Origin of the sequence: Enterobacter cloacae complex sp.6700776 (assembly GCF_048284255.1) — a bacterium.
GTDB classification, from domain to species: Bacteria; Pseudomonadota; Gammaproteobacteria; order Enterobacterales; family Enterobacteriaceae; genus Enterobacter; species Enterobacter intestinihominis.
In genome coordinates, this window is record NZ_JBLVYK010000334.1 from 1 (window position 1) to 260 (window position 260).

The following is a 260-nucleotide window of genomic DNA, read 5'->3' on the forward strand; positions in this document are numbered from 1 at the left end:
GAGCGATGTCGTCGGCAGCGTCAGATGTGTATAAGAGACAGACGGCACAAACACCATACCTGAACCGTCGCGGCGCCGTTTCGCAAAAGCAGGCGGGATATCTCGGCGACGGTGCTGCCGGTCGTGACGACATCATCCACCAGAGCGATATGGAGTCCCTGCACGGCAAATTCAAGCTGAAAGGCATTTTTCAGGTTCTGCCTGCGCTGGCGGGCATTGAGCGAATGTTGGACGGCGCCGGCTCGCTGGCGAGTCAGGCC

The 260-nt window shown here is 59.6% G+C and carries 1 protein-coding gene; it reads right to left on the minus strand.

The window, feature by feature from the left end; translation table 11 throughout:
- Nucleotides 1–20 precede the first annotated feature (20 nt).
- The coding region (locus tag ACNQ0T_RS24515; RefSeq protein WP_417930527.1) for a phosphoribosyltransferase family protein at nt 21–260 on the minus strand (240 nt) is incomplete at its 5' end.